The sequence below is a fragment of the uncultured Piscinibacter sp. genome, from assembly GCF_937952055.1.
In the GTDB taxonomy this organism is placed as follows: domain Bacteria; phylum Pseudomonadota; class Gammaproteobacteria; order Burkholderiales; family Burkholderiaceae_C; genus Piscinibacter.
This window is the reverse complement of record NZ_CALFYO010000032.1, coordinates 245160-260650: the sequence shown is the minus strand read 5'-3', so window position 1 is coordinate 260650 and position 15491 is coordinate 245160. Positions and strand designations below refer to the sequence as shown.

Sequence of the window (15491 nt, the reverse complement as noted above, 5' to 3'; positions counted from 1 at the left end):
CGCAACAAGGGCGTGGCCTACTGCCCGCACTGCGACGGCCCGCTGTTCAAGGGCAGGAAGGTGGCGGTGATCGGCGGCGGCAACTCCGGCGTCGAGGCGGCCATCGACCTGGCCGGCGTGGTCGAGCACGTCACGCTGATCGAGTTCGCCGAGGCGCTGAAGGCCGACGCCGTGCTGGTGAACAAGCTCAGGAGCCTGCCCAACGTCGCGATCCACACCGGCGCACAGACCACCGAGATCGTCGGCAACGGTCAAAAGGTGACCGGCCTGCGCTACAAGGAGCGCACGACCGGCGCCGAACACGGCATCGATCTCGCCGGTGTGTTCGTGCAGATCGGTCTGGTACCCAATACCGAATGGCTCAAGGGCACGCTGGAGCTGTCGAAGTACGGCGAGATCATCGTCGACGCCAAGGGCGCCACGAGCATCCCCGGCGTGTTCGCCGCCGGCGACGCGACGACGACGCCGTACAAGCAGATCATCATCGCCGCTGGCGAAGGCGCGAAGGCGGCGCTGTCGGCCTTCGACCACCTGATCCGGCACGGCACGAACGGCTGAGCTCGAGCACGGCGTTCCACTGCAAACATGGGGGGCCGAGCGCCAAGGCATAGGGATGTGAACGGCGCGTCGACAGGGCTTTGATGGCAGGCCACGCGGACGTGACGTCCGCCCTGCCAAGGAGGCCCGCATGGCCACTGTCTTCCGCATCCACCCCGCGATCGGTGTCGCGCGCGTCGGCAACAGCGACGAATTCTTCATCGGGCCCGAGCGCATCGGGCAACGGCCCCAGCCTGCCGGCGGCTTCAAGGACGCGCAGTGCCGCGTGAAGCGGCAGGCGGCACGCTTCCACATCTTCGCCCACCACGACGACGGCACGGTCGAGGAGATCACCGACGCCGACGCGACGATCACCTGGACCGTGCATCTGGCCAACCGCAAGGCCAGCTACCCCGGCCGCGGCAACAGCGAGCCGGCCGGCGACCTCGCCATCGATCCCGGTGCGCGCAGCACCAACGGGCCGAACCAGCGGCGCCTGTTCGACACCGGCACGATCCGCTTCTCCGGGCAGGGCGCCGTCGCCGTGCCGCTGGGCGAGATGCGCAGCGACACCGAAAACCGGCTGCTCGTCTTCGCCGGCGCGGGCCATTCGGCCTCGCCGGCCGGCAACGGCATCGGCAACTTCTGGGCCAACGCCGGCTGGTACGACGACATCGCCGACGGGCCGGTGTCGGCGACGATCACGCTGCGTGCCGACAACAGTTCGCCGCCGGTGGTCGGCGCCTGGGTCGTCACCGCGCCGCCGAAGTTCGCGCCGCACCAGGACACCTCGACGACGCTGTACGACCGGCTGCTGCAGGTGATGGTCGACGCGGGCCTCGCCGCCGCGCCCGCCGCCACGTCCTACACCCGCGACATCCAGCCCATCCTGCAGCGCGGCCGCGATACGCGGTGGGTCTACAACCTCGGCGGCTTCCCCTCGGCCCACACCTGGGCCGACCCGGTCACCGCGCCGGCCCTGCGCACTGCGGTGCTCAACCGCATGCGCCCCAACGGCAACATGCCGCAGCTCGCCGGCTCCGACCCGGGGCCGACCGCCCTCCAGCTTGCGCACCTGCAGCGCTGGGAAGCCGGCAACTTCGCCGACGACTGGGGCGCCGTGCCGGTGGTCGAGCCTGCGATCACCCCGGCGGGACTGGACCGGGCGGCGCTCGACGCCTGCGTCGGCGGCTCCTTCTTCCCCGGCATCGAGGCCGGCGGCAAGGATCCGTCGAACCGGCCGATCCTCTTTGCCACCAACTACAGCGAGGCCTTCCGCATCAATCACGCCACCGTCCTGCCGGGCACCCTCAGTGCCTCGATGGCGCTGCCCTGGCAGGCGGACTTCATGGCCTGCGGCGGCAACTGGTGGCCGGTGCCGCGGCCGTCGTCGGTGATCCCGCAAGGCAGCAACAGCTACCAGGACTGGACGCGCGGCATCACCGGTTCAGAGGACCTGGTCGAGCGCTGGCACACGCTCGGCTTCGTCGTCGCACAAGGCGCGTCGCATGTCGAGGTGGAGCGCTGCGACACGGCGACCATCAACCTGCTGACCCCGCACCTGAACTTCATCGACGTGCCCCAGGGGCCGATGGGCATGGTGCGCGAGCAGCCGCTGGCAATCAGCTTCGAAGTCGTTGCGCCGAGCGCGGCGGTGACCCTGGAGTACGCGCCCGGCGGCGGTCCGACGCACGCCCAGCTGGTGCCGGGCAACACCAGCGTGACCGTGGGGCCGACGGGTGGCAGCGGCGTGGCCACGGCACGGCTGTGGGTGATCTATCGCACCGGCGCCGCGCCATCGGCGATCTCGACGCAGACCGTCACGGTGCGCGAGCCGGTCAGCGGGCAAAGCTGGAGCATCGGCATCGATGCCAACACGGTCGCGCGCAAGACGGCGGCAGTGGCGCTGGTGCTCGACCGCTCGGGCAGCATGGCGCAGGACCGCGGCGACGGGCAGAGCAAGCATGCCTCGCTGCAGCAGGCGACGGAGACCTTCGTCGACGTGATGCTCGAAGGCGACGGCATCGGACTGGTGCGCTACAACCAGGACGCGCAGGTGCTGCAGGGCGTGGTCCCACTGGGCGCAGGCGGGCTGAGCGACCTCAACCGCAGCGGCACCATCGATCTGATCCGCGGCAACGGCCTCGACCCGGCCGGCGCCACCAGCATCGGCGACGGCATCTTCGAAGGGCGGCAGATCCTCGACAGCGCGGGCGGCTTCGACGTCAAGTCGCTCGTCGTGCTGACCGACGGCGTGGAAAACAGCCCCCGCTTCATTGCCGACGTGGCCGGCGAGATCAACGAGCTCACCTACGCCATCGGCCTGGGCACGCCGCAGAACACCAGCGCCGCCGCGCTGCAGAACATCTCCGGCAACCACGGTGGCTTCCTGCTCATCACCGGCGCGATCGATCAGAACAACCGCTTCCTGCTGCAGAAGTACTTCCTCCAGGTCCTGGCTGGCGTGAGCAACGCGGAGGTGGTGCTCGATCCCGACGGCGAGCTCGTGCCCGGCGCAGTGCATCGCATCCCGTTCCGTCTCACCGACGCCGACGCCGGGGTGGACGTGATCCTGCTCAGCCCGTTCGTGCAGGCGGTGGATTTCCGCCTGCAGACGCCCTCCGGCCTGATTCTCGAGCCCTGGCGTGCGGCCGGCGAGCCGGCGATGCGCTGGGTGCTGGGGCGCGGCGTCAGCTACTACCGGCTGGTGCTGCCCATGCAGCTCCTGCAGGACCGCTTCGACCAGGGCGGCACCTGGCACGCGCTGCTGACCATCGGCAAGCCACGCACCCGGCCGTCCAAGGGCAGCGAGGACGGCGTCGACCTGTCGATCCTGCGCGGCCTGCACGCGAGCCCTGCGAGCCGCCAGCGCGAGCTGCGCGCCGCCGGCATGCCGAGCGAGAACCAGCGGCGCTTCGAGGTGGCACAGCACTTCGATCGCGATGGGCTGGCGGCCACGGTGATCGGCAACGCCTCCGGCGAACTTGCCACGGGCCAGGCGCGGCGCACGCTGCCCTACAGCCTGATCGTGCACAGCTACTCGAGCATCTCGCTGCGCGCCGAATCTCACCAGAGCGGCTACGAGCCCGGCGCGACGGTGCGCGTGCAGGCCACGCTGACGCAGTCGGCCGTGCCGCTGGAAGGCATGGCCAGCGTGTGGGCCGAGCTGCTGCGGCCTGACGGCAGCAGCACGACGTTCGCCCTGCACAGCAGCGAGGCCGGACGCTACGCCGCCGAGTTCACGGCCGACAGCACCGGTGTCTACCGGCTGCGCGTGCGTGCCCATGGCCAGACGCGCCAGGGCATGCCGTTCACGCGCGAGCGCAGCCTGACCGCTGCGGTCTGGCGCGGCGGCGACCGCGACGCCGAAACGGGCGTCGGCCGTCCGGGCGGCGGCGCGAACGAGCAGCTGTGCGAGCTGCTGCAATGCCTGCTGAGGGAGGGCGGGCTGATCAGTCCCGAGCTGGAGAAGCGGCTGCGCGAATCCGGCGTCGACCTCGGCCGGCTGCGCAAGTGCGTCGCCGGCCACTGCGCCGCCGAGAAGCTTTCGCCACGCATGGACGGCTGATCGCCATGGCAGCCACCGAAGCGCTGCGCTGCGACGTGGCCATCGTCGGTGCCGGCCCCGCCGGCGCCGCGCTGGCGCTGCGCCTGGCCCGGCAGGGCCGGCGCGTGGCCCTGCTCGAACGCAGCCGCTTCGAGCAGCCGCGCGTCGGCGAGACCCTGTCGCCGCCCGTGCAGGGCGAACTGCGCGCGCTCGGCGTGTGGGACGCCTGCCTGGCGCTGGGCCCGCTGCCGTCGTGGGGCACCAGCAGCGCCTGGGGCGACGGCGAGCTGCGTTCGCAGTCGCACCTGCTCAGCCCTTGGGGCTGCGGCTGGCACGTCGACCGCGAGGCATTCGACCGCCTGCTCGCGCATTCCGCCGCGGCCGCCGGAGCCTGCCTGGCCGAAGGCGCCGCGGCGCGCGAGTGGCGGCATGACGGCCGGCATTGGTGGCTGCGTGCCGGATCGACAGCGCTGCGCGCGAAGGTGCTGGTCGACGCCAGCGGACGCAGCGCACATGTCGCGAGGCAGCTGGGCGCATGCCGGCTGATGCTCGATCCGCTCGTCGGCATCGCCGCGGCGTGGCGGGACGTGGAGGAAGCGCAGCAGCACCACCTGCTCGTCGAAGCCGTGCCGGAGGGCTGGTGGTACTCCGCGCCGTTACCGGCGCCCGGCGCTGTGCGCTCGATGATCACCATGCTGATGACCGACGCGGACGGCTGCGCCGCGCAGCAGCTGCAGCGTGCCGGGCCATGGCACGCAGCACTGGCGCGCGCCGACGCGACGCGACGGCGACTGAGCGGGGCGCGGGCAGTGGCGGCGCCACGGGTCCACGTCGCGCAGAGCCAGCGGCTGCGCCGCCGGCAGGCATCGACCGCAGATGGCCCCTGGCTCGCCGTCGGCGATGCGGCGCTGGCGGTCGACCCCCTGTCGGGCAGTGGCGTGCTGCGTGCGCTGCGCCAGGCGGCGCAGGCGGCCGAGGCCGTCGCGGGGATCCTGGATCGGCCGCAATGTTCTGTCGAAGTCCTGGCCGCCTACGAATCGGCGCTCGACGGGGAATGCTCGCGCTACTTGGTCGAGCGCGCACAGCAGTACGGAATGGAGGGGCGCTTCGAGACGCCGTTCTGGCGCCGGCGTCAGGCGCGCATGCCGAGCCTGGCGCGACCGGCAGGAATCGAACCTGCGACGTAGCCTTCGGAGGGCTGCATGATATCCACTTCACCACGGTCGCTCGCGAGGGGCGGATTCTACCGCCCAAGCCCTGCGCCCGAAGCGGGGCCCGTCGCCGCGAGGCGCGGGAGGCCTCAGCGCCGGCGACGCTTCAACCAGCGTTCGGCGCCCTCGAACAGCGCCTGCGTCGCCAACGCCATCGCCGCAGCGGGCAGCGCGCCGGCCAGCAGCGTCGCGTGGTCGTTCAGCGCCAGCCCGGTGGCGATGCGCTCGCCGTAGCCGCCGGCGCCGATGAAGGCGGCGATCGTCGCCGTGCCCACCGTGATGACGGCCGCCGTCTTGAGACCGGCGAGGATCACTGGCGCCGCCAGCGGCAGGTCGACCGTGCACCACCGCTGCCAGGGGCTCAGGCCGAGCGCCGTGCCGGCGTCGCGCAAGCCGCGCGGCACCTGCGCCAAACCGGTGGTGGTGTTGCGCACGATCGGCAGCAGCGCGTACAGCGCCAGCGCCACCAGTGCCGGCACGGTGCCGATGCGCCCGAGCAGCGGGATCAGCATGGCGAACAGCGCCAGCGACGGCACCGTCTGCAGCACGCCGACCAGTGCCATCACCGTCTGTTCCAGACGCGGCAGTGCGGCCGCCGCCGCGCCGAGCGGAATGCCGATGGCCGCGGCGGCACCGACGGCGACCAGCACCAGCATGAGGTGCTCGCGCGTGAGCCGGCCGAGGTCGTCGGCGAACAGCCGCTCGCGCCAGCCGCTGCGGCCTGCCGCCGCCTCGCCCCGCGGCGGCGCGACGAAATCGCGTGCGATTTCCATGAACGGACGGCCGCGCAGCTCCGCGTCGCCGTTCATGGCGATCATCCTCGCGGCATCGATGCGTCCTTCGAGCGCCGCGATGGCGCGCCAGGCGGCCGGGGCGCGCTGCGCGAGGTCGAGGCGGTACAGCAGCACAGCGTCGTAGCGCGGGAAGTAGCCTGCGTCGTCGTCGAGCACCGTCAGCTTCATCTCGGCGATCTTCGCGTCGGTCGAGTAGATGTCGGTGAGGTCGATGCGCCGTGTGGCCAGCGCCTCGTAGGCGATGCCATGTTCGATGCCGGTCGGCCGCTGCGGCAGCCGGTAGCGCGCTGCGAGACCGGGCCAGCCATCGGCGCGGCCGATGAATTCGTGGGACAGGCCGAACACCAGCTGCGCATGCGTGGCGAGGTCGCTCAGCCGGGTGATGCCGAGTCGCGCCGCCTGCTCCCCGCGCATCGCCAGGGCATAGCCGTTCTGGAACCCCAAGGGCACCGCCACGCCCAGACCGAGCGGCGCCAGCTCGCGGTTCATCGTCGCAATGTCGGTCGGCCGGGGGTGCTTGAGGATCTCGGCGTCGACGGTGCCCAAGTACTCCGGGTAGACGTCGATTGCACCGGCCTTCAGTGCCTCGAAGACCACGGCGGTGTTGCCCAGGCCCTGTCGATGCTCGACGGCGGCGACATGTGGCGCCGCCGTCTGCGCGACGATCTCGCCGAGGATGTAGGACTCGGTGAAGCGCTTCGAGCCGACCACCAGCCGGCCGGCGTCGGCAGCCAGGGCCGGCAGGCCCACGGCGCACAGCACGAAGCCGAGGACGAGGTCACACGGACGCACGGGCGGTTCCCCCTACGATGGAGCGCCGATTCTGCCTGCGACCCGGGACGCTTGCGGCAAGGGCGCGCGAAGGCGCCCCGTGGGCACCCCTATAATCTGCGGGTTTTTGCTCTCCCGGGCGTGTTCCGGGGAAGCATCGCACCCGCAGCGCACCCGAAGCCGAGGAATTCATGAGCGACTCCCACGACCAAGACGGCCCGCACGAAGGCCCGATCAAGACGCCCAAGCAGCTGATCCTGGCGGTGGTGTTCTCGTTCGTCATCCCGATCCTCGCGATCGTGCTCCTGGTGAAGTACGTGACCACCGAGCACGGCCAGGCCGCCGGCAGCGAAGGTCTGGGCGCCGAGGCCGTGGCCCGCCGCATCCAGCCGATCGGCAGCATCGAGGTGAAAGACGCCAGCGACGCGACCACGCTGAAGACCGGCGAGCAGGTCTACGCCGCGCAGTGCAGCGCCTGTCACGCCTCCGGCGCCGCCGGCGCACCCAAGATCGGCGACACCGCGGCTTGGGCGCCGCGCATCCAGACCGGCTACGAGGCGCTGCTGAGCTCGGCGCTGAAGGGCAAGGGAGCGATGGGCGCGCAAGGCGGCGGCGACTTCAGCGACCTGGAGATCGGCCGCGCCGTGGTGCACATGGCCAACGCGAGCGGCGCCAAGTTCGACGAGCCCAAGGCCCCGGCTGCGGCAGCCTCTGCCGCGAAGTAGGTCTCGCGCCCTGCGACGAAACCGGCCCGCGGGCCGGTTTTTTCATGACCGCTCGCCGGCCGGGCTGAGCCGGAAACCGAAGCGTGCCGGCAGTTCGGCGAAGCGGATCTGCTGCGGTACCCAGAGGCCGCGCTCCACCGCGTCGGCCGCGGTCTCCATGTCCAGGGTGTGCACGAGCCCCAAGCCGAGGTCGGTGGCGAGGAAGAGCCGGCCGTGCTCGTCGAGCCACGCCGAGTCGAAGCGTGCCGCTTGCCCGGTGTGGCTGGTGATGAGCGGCATGCCCGGGGCGGGCGAGAGCCGCCACACGAACGGCGCGGCCTCCAGCTCGACGTAGACGCGCTGCGGCCCGTTCTGGAAGTACCAAGCGCCTGCCTCGTCCACCAGGTAGTTGCGGTGGATGAAGTCGCGCAGCTTGTCGTGCAGGATGCGGCTGCCCTTGACCCGCGGGAAGGGACCGGCGGCCTGCACGCGGTCGTCGCGCATGTACCAGTCGCCGCGAGCGTCCAGCGCGAGCCAGCCCCAGCAGTGCGGCACGTTGGGCCACTTCTTCAGCGCCGCCTTGACGATCTCGTCCATGCGCCGATGCTGCGTCAAAGCTGGCGCGTGATCCAGCCCATCACCTGCTCCGGCAGGGTCATCACGTGGCCAGGCCAGCGGCCACCCGGGAAACCGACATGGCCGCCGTGCGGTGGCTGCCACAGCGTGACGTGGCGACCCACCTCGTGCCCTTGCGGCAGGCAGGCGCCGGGCACGAAGGGATCGTTCAGCGCGTTGAGCACCAGCGCCGGGATGCGGATCAGGCTCAGGTGCGGCTTCGCCGAGCCGCGCGCCCAGTAGTCGTCGGTGCCGGCAAAGCCGTGCAGCGGCGCGGTGAAGACGTTGTCGAACTCGTAGAGGTCGCGCGCCGCGAGCAGCTTCTCGCGGCTGAACAGGCCCGGGTGCTGCGCCAGCTTCGCCAGTGCCTTGGGCTTCATCGAGCGCAGGAACATGCGCGTGTAGACAAGCCGGTTGAAGCCGCGCCCGATGGCGTGGCCGCCGGCGGCGAGGTCGATCGGCGAGCTGATCGCGGCGACCGCCTTCACGGTGGCCGAGGCCGTCTCGCCGGCCTCCTCGGCCCAGCGCAGCAGCGCATTGCCGCCGAGCGACACGCCCACGGCCACCAGCGCTCCGGCATGTCGCGCTCTCGCCTGCGCGAGCATCCAGCCGATTTCCTCGTGGTCGCCGGAGTGGTAGGCGCGAGGCGCCAGGTTCAGTTCCCCCGAGCAGCCGCGGAAGTGCGGCATCACGAAGCGCCAGCCATGGCGGCGCGCCCAGCCGGCGAAGGCCTGCGCATAGTGACTGCGCGTCGAGCCTTCGAGGCCGTGGAACATCACGAGCAGCGGGGCCCGCGGGTCCTCGCCCAACCAGTCGGCGTCGACGAAGTCGTGGTCCGGTGTGACCCAGCGCTCGCGGCGGAATGCAAGCTTCGGCCCATGGTGCCGCCGCCCGAACAGCGCCGGCCAGATGGTCTGCGCGTTGCCGCCGGGCAACCAACGCGGCGCTCGGTACAGCCTCACCGCCGCTCAGTGCAGCGTGGACGCCGCTTCGGCGATGTCCTGCACCTCGCGCGGCGAGCCGGGGCTCGCGTGGTGCGCCGCCATCGCCCAGCCGGCGCCGGACTTCACATAGACGTTGGTCGCCACCACCCAGGCCGTCTGCGGCCCTTCGTCGGTGGGAATCTCGATGCGCTCGAGCACGCTGTGCACCGCGCAGTTCATGGCCTGCAGCCGGCGCACCTTCTCCGCGCGCGCGGCAATGGCGCCGTTGGCGAAGATGGCCTCGAAGGCGGCCCGGATCGCGGCGGCGCCGACCGCCCGCGGCCCGCCCGGGTGCACGCAGACGATCTCGTCGTCGTCCGACCAGACGGCCATGAGCGCCTCGATGTCGGCGCGCTGCAGCGCCTCGTAGAACTGCTGCTCGATCTCGTCGGGCGTCGACGGCGGCGGTGGCGGCTTGGCGCGCGGCATCTTCTGTTCCCGTCCGGCCTCAGCGGAACACGACGGTCTTCCTGCCGTTGAGCAGCACGCGGTGCTCGACATGCCAGCGCACCGCGCGGGCCAGCACCACGCACTCGACGTCTCGGCCGACGGCGGTGAAGTCCTCGGGGCTGAGCGTGTGGTCGACGCGCTCGACGTCCTGCTCGATGATCGGGCCCTCGTCGAGTTCGGCGGTGACGTAGTGCGCGGTGGCGCCGATCAGCTTCACGCCGCGCTCATGCGCCTGATAGTAGGGCTTCGCACCCTTGAAGCTGGGCAGGAAGCTGTGGTGGATGTTGATCGCGCGGCCGCGCAGGAACTGGCAGAACTCGGCGCTGAGGATCTGCATGTAGCGCGCCAGCACGACCAAGTCGACCTGCTCCCGGTCGACCAGCGCCTCGACCTGCTGCTCCTGCGCGCGCTTGGCTTCGGCGCCCGCGCCGGTGGGCAGCGGCAGGTGGTGGAAGGGGATGCCGTAGCTGGCCGCCAGATCGGCGTAGTCCGGATGGTTGGAGACGATCGCCGGGATCTCGACGTCGAGCTGCCCGGAGCGCCAGCGGAACAGCAGGTCGTTCAGGCAGTGGCCGTGCTTGCTGACCATCAGCAGCACGCGCGGCTTGCGTGCCAGCGAGTGCAGCTTCGCGTCCATGCCGAACTGCTCGCGCAGGTGGGTGAACAGCGGGTCGAGCTTGGCCGTGTCGGCCAAGTGCGGCGGTGCCTCGAAATGCACGCGCAGGAAGAACAGGCCCGTCGCGTCGCTGGCGAGCACGTCGCCGTACTGCTGCGAATCGATGATGTTGCAGCCGGCCTGGAACAGCAGGCCGGAGACGGCGTGCACGATGCCTTTGGTATCGCGGCAGGACAGGGTGAGGACGAATTGGTTGCGGCTGGACATCGGTGCGTTCCTGAGGTCCGGGCATTGTACGGAGCGCCTCTGTCGGCCGTCGGCAGGCGCCGGGACGGCGTCAGCGCCCAGCGCCCCGCAAGGTCACGCTGAAGGTCGACCCGCGGCCGGGTGCGCTGGCCACGTCGATGCGGCCACCCATCAGTTCGACCAGCGCCTTGGTCACCGCCAGGCCGATGCCGGCGCCTTCGATCGCGCTCGTCGCCTGGGCACCACGCTGGAAAGGCTCGAACAGCGTGGCCATGTCCTCGGCGGCGATGCCCATGCCGGAGTCGTGCACCTCGATGACCACGGCGCCGCCATCGACGCCGCGCACCGCGATGCCGACGTGGCCGCCGCGGCGGTTGTACTTGATCGCGTTGCCCAGCAGGTTGAGCAGCACCTGGCGCAACCGCGTGGTGTCCACGCGCGCGGACACCGCGGCGCCGGCACCGTCGAAGTCCAGCTCGATGCCTGCCGCATCCGCCTGCGGCCGCACCAGCGCGAGACAGTCGATGATCAGCGGCGCGAGCGGCAGCTCGGCAAGCGTGACGGCGAGCTGGCCGGACTCGATGCGAGTCAGGTCGAGCAGTTCGCCGATCATCTGCAACAGGTGCGCTCCGGCCTCGCGGATCAGCTCGACGCGGCGGCGCTGCGTCTCGGTGAGCGGCTCGCGCACGTCCATCTCGAGCAGTTGCGCAAAGCCGAGCACCGCGTTCAGCGGCGTGCGCAGCTCATGGCTCATGCGAGAGAGGAAGTCGGTCTTGGCGCGGTTGGCGGCCTGCGCCGCCACTGCGTCGGCGCGTGCCTGTTCGAGGTCGTGGGTGTCGGTGATGTCCTCGATGTAGCCGTGCCACAGCACGCTGCCGGCGGCCTCGCGCTGCGGGGTGGCATGCAGGCGGACCCAGCGCGTCTGGCCATCGCCCAGATGGAGACGGAACTCGCAACGCCAGCGCTGCATCGCGCGCAGCGCGTCGGCGACGCCGGCGAACACCCGTTCGCGGTCCGCGCGCTCGATCAGGCGCATGGCGCGCGAGGGGTTCTCGATGAACGCCTGCGGCTCGAGCCCGAGCAGCTCGATGCAGCTCTCGCTGATGAAAGGAAACTCACCGCCGCCATCGGGCAGGGTGCGGTACTGGTAGACGATGCCCGGCACGTTGCGCACGATGCGGCGCAGGCGATCGCTCAGCGTCAGTGCCTCGCGCTGCGCATCGCGGCGCTGCGTGATGTCGGACAGCGTACCGACCACGCGCAGCGGCTCGCCCTGCGCGTCGCGCTCGACCACCCGGCCTCGCTCGGAGATCCAGCGCCACGAGCCGTCCTTGCAGTGCGCGCGGTACTCGTGCTCGTAGATCGGCACCTCGCCGCGCGCATGGCGCAGGTAGGCGGCGTGGTTCTCGGCCAGGTCGTCGGGATGGATCAGCGCGTTCCACGCCTGCTGCGACATCGTGATCTCGCCCGGACCGTAGCCGAGCAGCGCCGCGCTGGCGTCGGTGCTGGAAAGCCGGTCGCTGGGCACCTCCCACTCCCACACCGAGGTGCCGGCACCGAGCAGCGCATCGCGCATCAGCGCCTCGGTGATGCGCCCGGTCTCGTCCCTCATGGCGCCAGCGCCTCGTCCAGCGCGGCCTCGACACGCTGCGGCGCCACCTCGGTCAGGCAGCGCGTGTGGCCGTAGCGGCAGCTGCGCTCGAAGCAGGGCATGCAGTCGAGCTTCAGTTCATGCTTCAGCCACAGCACGCGGGCGCGCGGATTCAGCGGCGGCGTGTGCTCGGGGCTGGTGGAACCGAACACCGCCACCTGCGCGATGCCGAAGGCAGCAGCCACGTGCATCAGCCCGGAATCGTTGCTGACCAGGCCGCGCGCGCCGGCGATGATCGCCATCGCGTCCATCAGCGCGGTCTGGCCGGCCATCACGCGGCAGGCGCCGGGCGCGGCCTCGGCGATCTGCTCGCACAGCGCCGCCTCCTTGCCCGAGCCGAGCAGCAGCACCGGCAGGCCGTCGCGCTGGTGCAGGCGCCGCGCCAGCGTCGCATAGTGCGAGGCTGGCCAGCACTTGGCCGGGCCGTACTCGGCGCCCGGCGCGAAGGCCCAGTAGCGCCCCGGTACGACGCCGGCGGCATGCGCGGCCGAGGTGATCACGCCGGCCTCGAAGCGCAGCCGAGGTCGCTCGTCCGCGCGCGGCCCTTCGCCCGACAGCGCGGCATAGAAGGCGACCATCGGCGGCCGGCCCCCCGGGTTGGGCAGCATCCGATTGAGCAGCAGCCAGCGCCCCTCGCCGCGGTAGCCGACGCGCGTCGCGATGCCGGCGAACCAGGGGATCAGCGCCGCCTTGATCGAATTGGGGAGGACGTAGGCAGTGTCGAAGCGGCCGCGAAGCGTGGCCGCGATGCGACGCCGCGCCGCCCAGTCGAGCCGACCATGGGCGAAGGGCAGCTCGATCACCTCGCGCACCTGCGGCATCGCGCGGTAGACCGGCGCCACCCACGGCAGCGCCGCCACCGCGAGCGTGTCGCCACGCGCCGCCAGGCGCGCCAGCAGCGGCTCGGACATCACCGCGTCGCCGATCCATTGCGGCGCGATGACCAGCGAGCGGGTCATGGACGGCGTGTTCTCAGCGGGCAGACACCCGGCATCAGTGCGAGTGCAGGACTTCGCCGGCCTTCAGCCGGTACACCGTGCCGCAGTACGGGCACTTGCCTTCGCCCTCCGTGGCCACGTCGATGAACACGCGCGGGTGGGTGCTCCACAGCGCCATCTTCGGGTTCGGGCAGGCCACCACTCCCGGGCCCTGCACGTCCTTCGCGGTCACCTCGACCACGGCCTTGGGTTCGCTGCTCATGATGTTCAGACCTTGGTGAGCCACTCGGCGTATTTCGCATTGCGCCCGTTGACGATGTCGAAGAAGGCGCTCTGGATCTTCTCGGTGATCGGGCCGCGCGACCCGCTGCCGATCTCGACGCGGTCGAGCTCGCGGATCGGCGTGACCTCGGCGGCGGTGCCGGTGAAGAAGGCCTCGTCGGCGATGTAGACCTCGTCGCGGGTGATGCGCTTCTCGACCAGCCTGATGCCCAGATCCTGGCAGATCGCGAAGATGGTGTCGCGCGTGATGCCGTTGAGCGCGCCGGCAGACAGGTCCGGCGTGTAGACCACGCCCTTCTTGATGACGAACAGGTTCTCGCCCGCGCCTTCGGAGACGAAGCCCGAGGCGTCGAGCAGCAGCGCCTCGTCGTAGCCTTCGTCGGTGGCCTCCATGTTGGCGAGGATGGAGTTGGTGTAGTTGCTCACCGCCTTGGCCTGCGTCATCGTGATGTTGACGTGGTGGCGGGTATAGCTGCTGGTCTTGACGCGGATGCCGCGCTTCATGCCTTCCTCGCCGAGGTAGGCGCCCCAGGGCCAGGCGGCGATCATCAGGTGGATGGTGTTTCCCTTGGGGCTGACGCCGAGCTTCTCGGAGCCGATCCAAGTCAGCGGGCGCAGGTAGCAGCTCTCCAGCTTGTTGACTCGCACCACTTCGCGCTGAGCCTCCATCACCTGCTCCAGGCTGAAGGGGATCTTCATGCGCAGGATCTTTGCGCTGTTGAAGAGTCGCTCGGTGTGCTCGCGCAACCGGAAGATCGCCGTGCCGTCCACCGTGTTGTAGGCGCGCACGCCCTCGAAGGCGCCGCAGCCGTAGTGCAGCGTGTGGCTCAGCACGTGGATCTTGGCGTCGCGCCAGTCCACCAGCTGGCCATCCATCCAGATCTTTCCGTCGCGGTCGGCCATCGACATGGCAACTCTCCAGGTTTCCTCGAACTGGCGATTTTACGGCGCAGGGGGGGAGGGCTCGCCGGCACCCGGCGGGCGCTCCAGCTGGAAGCGCACCAGCTTGCCACGCGCGAAGTGCAAATGCACGCTGCTGCCGCCTTCGTCGCGCCAGCTCCAGTCGTCGTCGCCGTCACTGAGCTTGCGGCCCAGGCTCCTCGTCAAGCCGATCACCTGCAGCAGGGTCATTCCGGGGCGCAGCTTCGCATGCAGCATCACCGCGCTGTCCACGCGCCCCGCCGGCGCCCGACCGGCCAGGCGCATCGCCCGCATCACGCGGCTGAACTGCAGCAACAGCCAGAACACCACCGCCGAGAAGGCGAACAGCACCCCCTGCCAGCCATAGGCCTGCCAGGCGAGTGCGACGAAGAGGGCGGCAAGCGCCCAGCCGATCACGGGATTCATGGCGGCGATGGTACGGGCGGCGCGCCGGCCTCCCAGCGACCGACGAATCCGCTGCGCAGCGCATCGGCCCAGTCGGCGCGGCCGTTCGCCTCGGCGCGGCGCGCGGCGGACTCGCAGTCGTACGGCAGCGCCCGCAGCTCGACCTGCCAGCCGTCGCGGCGCCGCGTCAGCAGCGCATAGCGCGCATGTGGGGTGCCGGTCTGGGCCACGTGCGGCCGCGGGTGGACATCGTCGAAGGCCTGCAACCCGACGCTGCCGGGATTGACCACCAGGCGCCCGTCGGCGAGCCGCAACATGCGCGGCACGTGGGTGTGGCCGCAAAGGATCAGGCTGTGGCGGACGCCGCCAGCGCGCTCGGCGGCTTCGTCGGGCGTGGCGGCGCGCAGACCGGGCTCGGCGGTGCCGGTCCAGCCCGCTGGCGTCACCGTCTCCAGGAAGTACTGCAGGTCGCTGCTCGGCGTGCCGTGACAACAGAACACGTCGGTGGCGAGCTCCATCGTGGCCGGCAGGGCGACCAGCCAGTCGCGCTGAGCGGCCGTGATCTCATCGCTGGCGAAGGCATCCGATGCCCCCTGGCGCCCGCGCGGCAGCGAGAGCAGTTGCCGTTCGTGGTTGCCGCGGATCGTCGGCAGCCCAAGCGCCATCAGCCGCTGCGCCGTCTGCGCCGGCCACAGCGGGCCGGAGAGGATGTCGCCGAGGTTGACGCTGAGGTCGACATTGCTCCCGGCGATGTCGTCGAGCACCGCCTCGAGCGCCGGCAGGTTGCCGTGGATATCGGAGATCACCGCAATGCGCATGG

Annotated in this window: 15 protein-coding genes and 1 tRNA gene; 4 read left to right on the top strand and 12 right to left on the bottom strand. The window is 70.9% G+C overall.

Annotated elements, in window-relative coordinates; genetic code table 11:
• The 3 genes from Q0599_RS23975 to Q0599_RS23965 form a co-directional block, all read left to right on the top strand.
• Positions 1–558 (top strand): FAD-dependent oxidoreductase (locus Q0599_RS23975; protein ID WP_298835211.1); only part of this gene is annotated, 558 nt, incomplete at its 5' end.
• Positions 559–688: 130 nt separating this feature from the next.
• Entirely contained in the window at positions 689–4105 is a 3417-nt protein-coding gene (locus Q0599_RS23970; protein WP_298835210.1) for a LodA/GoxA family CTQ-dependent oxidase, read from the top strand.
• 5 nt (positions 4106–4110) lie between these two features.
• The gene (locus tag Q0599_RS23965; protein WP_298835209.1) at positions 4111–5271 is read left to right on the top strand and encodes an NAD(P)/FAD-dependent oxidoreductase; all 1161 of its coding nucleotides are present in this window, start codon (positions 4111–4113) and stop codon (positions 5269–5271) included.
• Here Q0599_RS23965 and Q0599_RS23960 read toward each other — a convergent pair.
• Positions 5237–5311, bottom strand: a tRNA-Arg gene (locus tag Q0599_RS23960). The two genes, Q0599_RS23965 and Q0599_RS23960, sit on opposite strands and share 35 nt — an antisense overlap.
• Before the next feature lie 73 nt (positions 5312–5384).
• Positions 5385–6851, bottom strand: coding sequence for a glycine betaine ABC transporter substrate-binding protein (locus Q0599_RS23955; protein ID WP_298835219.1), 1467 nt, complete (start codon positions 6849–6851; stop codon positions 5385–5387).
• A 200-nt stretch (positions 6852–7051) separates the two neighbouring features.
• On the opposite strand from Q0599_RS23955, the gene Q0599_RS23950 reads away from it, so the two are divergent.
• Complete coding sequence (locus tag Q0599_RS23950; protein WP_298835208.1) at positions 7052–7585, top strand: c-type cytochrome; 534 nt, start codon at positions 7052–7054, stop codon at positions 7583–7585.
• Positions 7586–7627: 42 nt separating this feature from the next.
• On the opposite strand, the gene Q0599_RS23945 is transcribed toward Q0599_RS23950, so the two are convergent.
• The 10 genes from Q0599_RS23945 to Q0599_RS23900 form a co-directional block, all read right to left on the bottom strand.
• Positions 7628–8161 (bottom strand): DUF2946 family protein, encoded by a 534-nt coding sequence (locus Q0599_RS23945; RefSeq protein ID WP_298835207.1) that lies wholly within the window; start codon positions 8159–8161, stop codon positions 7628–7630.
• A 14-nt stretch (positions 8162–8175) separates the two neighbouring features.
• Positions 8176–9141, bottom strand: coding sequence for an alpha/beta fold hydrolase (locus Q0599_RS23940; RefSeq protein ID WP_298835206.1), 966 nt, complete (start codon positions 9139–9141; stop codon positions 8176–8178).
• Between the two features lie 6 nt (positions 9142–9147).
• Positions 9148–9591, bottom strand: coding sequence for a nuclear transport factor 2 family protein (locus Q0599_RS23935; RefSeq protein WP_298835205.1), 444 nt, complete (start codon positions 9589–9591; stop codon positions 9148–9150).
• A gap of 19 nt (positions 9592–9610) precedes the next feature.
• On the bottom strand, positions 9611–10495 hold the full coding sequence (gene purU, locus Q0599_RS23930) for a formyltetrahydrofolate deformylase (RefSeq protein ID WP_298835204.1): 885 nt from the start codon (positions 10493–10495) through the stop codon (positions 9611–9613).
• A 70-nt stretch (positions 10496–10565) separates the two neighbouring features.
• On the bottom strand, positions 10566–12086 hold the full coding sequence (locus tag Q0599_RS23925; RefSeq protein ID WP_298835203.1) for a PAS domain-containing sensor histidine kinase: 1521 nt from the start codon (positions 12084–12086) through the stop codon (positions 10566–10568).
• Positions 12083–13084, bottom strand: coding sequence for a lipopolysaccharide heptosyltransferase II (gene waaF / locus Q0599_RS23920; RefSeq protein ID WP_298835202.1), 1002 nt, complete (start codon positions 13082–13084; stop codon positions 12083–12085). Before waaF ends, Q0599_RS23925 begins: the two co-directional genes overlap by 4 nt.
• 34 nt (positions 13085–13118) lie before the next feature.
• A complete protein-coding gene (locus Q0599_RS23915) occupies positions 13119–13325 on the bottom strand; it encodes a zinc-finger domain-containing protein (RefSeq protein WP_298835201.1) in 207 nt (68 codons plus the stop codon).
• Between the two features lie 5 nt (positions 13326–13330).
• On the bottom strand, positions 13331–14254 hold the full coding sequence (locus Q0599_RS23910) for a branched-chain amino acid transaminase (protein ID WP_298835200.1): 924 nt from the start codon (positions 14252–14254) through the stop codon (positions 13331–13333).
• A gap of 33 nt (positions 14255–14287) precedes the next feature.
• A complete protein-coding gene (locus Q0599_RS23905; RefSeq protein ID WP_298835199.1) occupies positions 14288–14692 on the bottom strand; it encodes a hypothetical protein in 405 nt (134 codons plus the stop codon).
• Positions 14689–15489 (bottom strand): metallophosphoesterase family protein, encoded by an 801-nt coding sequence (locus Q0599_RS23900; RefSeq protein WP_298835198.1) that lies wholly within the window; start codon positions 15487–15489, stop codon positions 14689–14691. Before Q0599_RS23900 ends, Q0599_RS23905 begins: the two co-directional genes overlap by 4 nt.
• Positions 15490–15491: the final 2 nt, after the last annotated feature.